We start from the raw sequence: 5,115 nt of genomic DNA on the forward strand, positions 1-5,115 counted from the left end.
GATCGGCGGTGCCGTGGGCCTCGCACTCGGTGTCGCGGGCATCGTGGCGATCAACCTCATCAAGCCGACCATCGCCGCGAGCACGGCATCCGGCGGTGCGCAGGGCGGCCCCGGCGGTATGGGCGGACCCACGGGAGGCGGTGGGCAGATGTTCCAGACCCAGCAGGCCGCCGACATCGTGCTGCAGGCGCCCTTCACGCCGTGGGTGCTGGTTGCGGCCGTGGGCCTCGCGGTGCTCGGCGGCCTCGTCGCCGGAGCGTTCGGAGGCTGGCGCGCGGCGCGCCTCAGTCCGGCTGAGGCGCTGCGATCCGTCGCCTGACCCCGATATCGCGAGAAGACACAGAGAAGGAAGACAGTCATGACCATCGCAGACACCACGCACGCGTCGATGAACACCAAGGCGGCAGCACCCGTGTACCGGGCGCAGAACGTCACGCGCACCTACACCCAGAAGGGGCGCACTGTGAAGGCGCTCACCGGTGTCGATCTGACGATCGGCCCGGGGGAGTTCGTCACTATCCAAGGCCCGACCGGGGGAGGGAAGTCCACTCTGCTGCAGTTGCTCGGGGCGCTCGACAAGCCGACGTCCGGGTCGCTGCGGCTCGGCGAGATCGAGCTCGCCTCGGCCTCCGCGCGCGAACTCGGGAGGATCCGGGCCGAGGAGATCGGGTTCGTCTTCCAGGGGTTCAACCTCATCCCCACGCTCACCGCCGCCGAGAACGTGAACATGGCGCTCGAGCCGATGTCGCTCGACAGGGGCGATCGCACGAGACGGGTGTCGGAGGCGCTCGCGCATGTCGGCCTCGCCGACCGAGGCGATCATCTGCCCACAGAACTCTCGGGCGGTCAGCAGCAGCGGGTGGCGATCGCCCGGGCGATCGTGAAGCGGCCCCGTGTGCTGCTGGCTGACGAGCCGACGGGCAACCTCGACGAGAGCATGCGCGACGAGATCCTCACGCTGCTCGAGGGACTGTGCGCCGAGGGCATCACCATGATCGTCGTGACCCACGACTCGGCCGTCGCCCGCAGGGCGACCAGGCGGCTGAGGCTCGCGAAGGGCACGGTGCAGGACATCACGCGGTGAGAGACGGACGGTGACAGACGACGAGTGAGACATGACGAAGGCCCCGGCGGAACCGCCGGGGCCTTCGTCATGTCTCAGACTCGCTCAGTGCGTGTCTTCGGCTTCGATCTCGGTGCGGTCGCCCGACCACTGCGTGTGGAAGGTGCCCGGCTTGTCGATGCGCTTGTAGGTGTGCGCACCGAAGAAGTCGCGCTGTCCCTGCACGAGGGCTGCGGGAAGGCGGTCGGCGCGGATGCCGTCGTAGTACGACAGCGACGACGAGAATGCCGGAGCGGGGATGCCCGCGGTCGCTGCGGCGATGACGACGCGGCGCCACGAGGCCTGGCCGCGCGTGAGCGCCTCGGCGAAGTACGGTGCCGACATGAGGACCGGAAGGTCGGGGGTCTCGGCGTACGCGTCGGCGATGCGGTTGAGGAACTGGGCGCGGATGATGCACCCGCCGCGCCAGATCTTGCTGATCGCGCCGAGGTCGATGTTCCAGCCGTACTCGGCGGCGCCCGCGCGGATCTCGTCGAAGCCCTGCGAGTAGGCCACGATCTTCGACGCGTACAGCGCGAGGCGGACGTCCTCGATGAATGCGGCCTCGTCGGTGACGGTGAACTCCTCGTCGGGCCCCGGGAGGGCGCCGGCGACGGCGCGCTGCTCGGGGTGCGACGACAGCGAGCGGGCGAACGTGGCCTCGGCGATGCCGGAGACGGGGACGCCGAGCGACAGCGCGGTCTGGACGGTCCACGCGCCGGTGCCCTTGGCGCCGGCCTGGTCGAGGATGACGTCGACGAGCGGCTTGCCGGTCTCGGCATCCACCTGGCGCAGCACCTCGGCGGTGATCTCGATGAGGTAGGACTCGAGCTCGCCCGTGTTCCACTCGGCGAAGATCTCGGCGATCTCGGCGGGGGACTTGCCCGTGCCGCGGCGGATGAGGTCGTAGGCCTCGGCGATCAGCTGCATGTCGGCGTACTCGATGCCGTTGTGCACCATCTTGACGAAGTGGCCGGCACCGTCGTGGCCGACGTGCGTGACGCACGGCTCGCCCTCGGCGATCGCGGCGATCGACTTCAGGATCGGGCCGAGGGTGATCCAGGACTCGTCCGAGCCGCCGGGCATGATCGACGGGCCGGTGAGCGCGCCCTCTTCGCCGCCCGAGATGCCGGCGCCGACGAAGTTGACTCCGGTCTCGCGCACGGCCTTCTCGCGACGGATGGTGTCGGGGAAGTACGCGTTGCCGCCGTCGACGATGATGTCACCGGGCTCGAAGACCTCGAGCAGCGAGTCGATCACGGCATCGGTGGGACCGCCGGCCTTGACCATGATGATCGCGGTGCGCGGCTTCTGCAGCGAATCTGCGAAGTCCTGGTACGTCTTCGCCGGGATGAATCCTGCTTCGGGGTGCTCCGAGACGAGCGTCTCGGTCTTCTCGTAGCTGCGGTTGAAGATCGCCACCGTGTTGCCCTCGCGGCTGGCGAGGTTGCGGGCGAGATTCGAACCCATGACGGCGAGTCCGACGACTCCGATGTTCGCTGATGCTTCGGGCACAGATGGCTCCTAGATCGAGAAGTAGGGGATGATCCCAGGGTATCGCGGCGCTCGGGTGGCGGCCGCGTTGTGACGTCCGATGGCGAGCCGCCGGACGAGGAGACTGCTGCGCACCCGCGCTGCGGCGATCAGTCCTTGCGGTAGCCGGAGCGGCCGAGCGAGAAGAGTGCGCCGAAGGTGGCGACGGCGGCGCAGAGCGACATGGCTCCGATGACCCAGGCGATCGCGTGCGAGAAGAAGACGCCGTCGAGCATGAGGAACTCCATGTTCTGCGAGAGGGAACGGTGTCTTCAGCCTAACGGGTCATCGGGTACCATGAAGGGAGTACCTCGGCGAGGGATGAGTGCGCGTGCGCGCGAATCCGTTATCGACGCGGCGAAGCAAGCCCGGTGGCTTCTTTCACGTGTCTGCGTTCGAGAGCTGTTCCATAGACCACCGCGCGGCTGCTCGCTGCGTGCCCCGAAGGAGAACCCCATGTCTGAAGACACCAAGGTCCAGGCCGAGCTTCGCGAGAACTTCGGCAAGGGCTTCGCCCGCCGCCTCCGCGCCGCCGGCAAGATCCCCGCCGTCCTGTACGGCCACGGCACCGAGCCGGTGCACGTCGCACTGCCGGGCCACCAGGTCTCGCTCATCATCCGTCGCGCGAACGCTCTGCTCGAGCTCGACATCGAGGGCAAGAACCAGCTCGCCCTGGTCAAGGACGTCCAGAAGGACCCCGTGCACCAGATCATCGAGCACATCGACCTGCTCGTCGTGAAGAAGGGCGAGAAGGTCACCATCGACGTCCCGATCGTCGTCACGGGCGAGTCGGCTCCCGGCACGATCGTCAACCAGGACGCGAACACCCTGTCGATCGAGGCCGAGGCCACGCACCTGCCGCAGAACGTCGAGGTCTCGGTCGAGGGACTCGAGGACGGCGCCCACATCACGGCCGCCGACGTCACGCTGCCCAAGGGCTCGTCGCTGCTCAGCGACCCCGAGGTGCTCGTCGTCGCGATCTCGATCCCGGCCGAAGAGCCGCTCGAAGAGGACGAGGCTGCCGCTGCGGATGAGGCTCCTGCCGAGGACGCCGCCGCGGAGTGATCTCCGTCGGATCAGCACTCAGCTGACCGCATCACAGAGGGGGCGCGAGCACATCGCGCCCCCTCTGTCGTATCCTGACCCGGGTCGCATCGATCCGCTCCCGAGAGGACGAACGCATGGCATCCACCTGGCTGGTGGTAGGGCTCGGCAATCCCGGCCCGCGATACGAGGCGACGAGGCACAACATCGGTCAAATGGTGATCGATGAACTGGCCTCGCGTCGGAACGAGACCTTCCGTGAGCACAAGGGGGGAGCGCGCGTCGTCGAGACCTGGCTGCGCCCCGGTGGCGACAAGCTCGTGCTCGCCAAGCCGAACACGTTCATGAATGTCTCGGGCACTCCCGTCGCGGCTCTCGCGCGGTTCTACTCGGTCCCGCCGGAGCAGATCATCGTGGTGCACGACGAGCTCGACATCCCCTTCGACACCGTCAAGCTGAAGACGGGTGGCGGGCACGGCGGACACAACGGCGTGCGAGACATCGCCAGAGCCATCGTGACCCCCGAGTTCCCTCGCGTCCGCGTCGGCATCGGTCGACCGGTGGGACGTCAGGACCCTGCCGACTGGGTGCTGTCGCCGTTCGGCAAGGATGAGCGGTCGAACCTGCCGATCCTCGTCTCCGATGCCGCCGACGCCGTCGAGCTGCTCGTCGCCGAAGGACTCCTCGCGGCACAGCAGAAGCACCACGCTCCGCGCTGAGGCTCGCTGCTCGGGGCCGTGAGGTGCGGTGACGAGCCCTAGACGACGAGCCCTAGACGACGAGGCCGGCGGCGACTCCGGCGGGGAGCATCACTCCGACGACGACCCAGAAGACGACCGCCCCGAGGGCGGCCACGACGACCGCCGCGATCCCCGCGCCTCGCCCCTTCTTCTTGACGATCGCGATGATTCCGACGACGATCGCGGCGATGCCCAGCACCGTGCCCGTCCAGAAGGCGATCTCGGTCCACAGCACCTGGTCGCGGGCAGGCGCGAGCGCGGCCAGCGCGTCGGACCCGGTGGCATCGAATCCGCCAGGCAGGCGCTTACCGATCTCGAACGAGGTGAATCCCGCGATGATCGGGATGATGAGTGTCGCGATGCCCGCGGCGACGAGCGCGAGGAGGCCGAGCATCCCGGACTTCTTCGGCTCGGTGGCCGGAGCCTGGTAGTCGCCCGCGGGTGCGGAGTAGCCGCCCACGGGCACCTGGTAGGCGCCGGGAGGGGCGCTCTGATACGCCGGGGGCGTGGCCTGATATGCCGGAGGTGCCGACGGGTATGCCGGGGGCGCCGTCTGCGGCTGGTAAGCCGGGGGTGCTGTCTGCGGCTGGTATGCCGGGGGAGTGGCCTCGTACGCCGGGGGAGCGGGCTGGTTCGCCGGAGGCGTCGCCTCATATGCCGGAGGTGCGGGCGGCGCCGGCGCGTATCCGGGCGTGG

General features: G+C 68.7%; 6 protein-coding genes and 1 pseudogene. 4 read left to right on the forward strand and 3 right to left on the reverse strand.

Features of this window, described 5'->3' with window-relative positions:
• Together RTM68_RS15805 and RTM68_RS15810 are read left to right on the forward strand one after the other, a co-directional pair.
• Window positions 1-319, forward strand: a pseudogene (locus tag RTM68_RS15805) (ABC transporter permease); the annotation flags it as partial.
• A 39-nt stretch (window positions 320-358) separates the two neighbouring features.
• Window positions 359-1,084 (forward strand): ABC transporter ATP-binding protein, encoded by a 726-nt coding sequence (locus tag RTM68_RS15810; RefSeq protein ID WP_312172728.1) that lies wholly within the window; start codon window positions 359-361, stop codon window positions 1,082-1,084.
• Between the two features lie 84 nt (window positions 1,085-1,168).
• Here RTM68_RS15810 and gndA read toward each other — a convergent pair whose 3' ends face one another.
• The gene (gndA, locus tag RTM68_RS15815; protein ID WP_312172730.1) at window positions 1,169-2,617 is read right to left on the reverse strand and encodes an NADP-dependent phosphogluconate dehydrogenase; all 1,449 of its coding nucleotides are present in this window, start codon (window positions 2,615-2,617) and stop codon (window positions 1,169-1,171) included.
• Window positions 2,618-2,745: 128 nt separating this feature from the next.
• Window positions 2,746-2,883 (reverse strand): hypothetical protein, encoded by a 138-nt coding sequence (locus tag RTM68_RS15820; RefSeq protein ID WP_312172733.1) that lies wholly within the window; start codon window positions 2,881-2,883, stop codon window positions 2,746-2,748.
• Window positions 2,884-3,091: 208 nt separating this feature from the next.
• On the opposite strand from RTM68_RS15820, the gene RTM68_RS15825 reads away from it, so the two are divergent.
• Window positions 3,092-3,700: a 50S ribosomal protein L25/general stress protein Ctc gene (locus RTM68_RS15825; protein WP_312172735.1), complete on the forward strand. Its 609-nt coding sequence runs from the start codon at window positions 3,092-3,094 to the stop codon at window positions 3,698-3,700.
• A 116-nt stretch (window positions 3,701-3,816) separates the two neighbouring features.
• On the forward strand, window positions 3,817-4,398 hold the full coding sequence (pth, locus tag RTM68_RS15830) for an aminoacyl-tRNA hydrolase (protein WP_312172737.1): 582 nt from the start codon (window positions 3,817-3,819) through the stop codon (window positions 4,396-4,398).
• 52 nt (window positions 4,399-4,450) lie between these two features.
• Here pth and RTM68_RS15835 read toward each other — a convergent pair.
• The coding region (locus RTM68_RS15835) for a hypothetical protein (protein WP_312172738.1) at window positions 4,451-5,115 on the reverse strand (665 nt) is incomplete at its 5' end.

This window comes from Microbacterium sp. (assembly GCF_031988965.1).
In the GTDB taxonomy this organism is placed as follows: domain Bacteria; phylum Actinomycetota; class Actinomycetes; order Actinomycetales; family Microbacteriaceae; genus Microbacterium.

Coding starts and splice junctions, on each gene's coding strand:
- RTM68_RS15810 (WP_312172728.1), top strand. CDS start 359: ATGACCATCGCAGACACCACGCACGCGTCGATGAACACCAAGGCGGCA.
- RTM68_RS15820 (WP_312172733.1), bottom strand. CDS start 2,883: ATGGAGTTCCTCATGCTCGACGGCGTCTTCTTCTCGCACGCGATCGCC.
- RTM68_RS15825 (WP_312172735.1), top strand. CDS start 3,092: ATGTCTGAAGACACCAAGGTCCAGGCCGAGCTTCGCGAGAACTTCGGC.
- pth (WP_312172737.1), top strand. CDS start 3,817: ATGGCATCCACCTGGCTGGTGGTAGGGCTCGGCAATCCCGGCCCGCGA.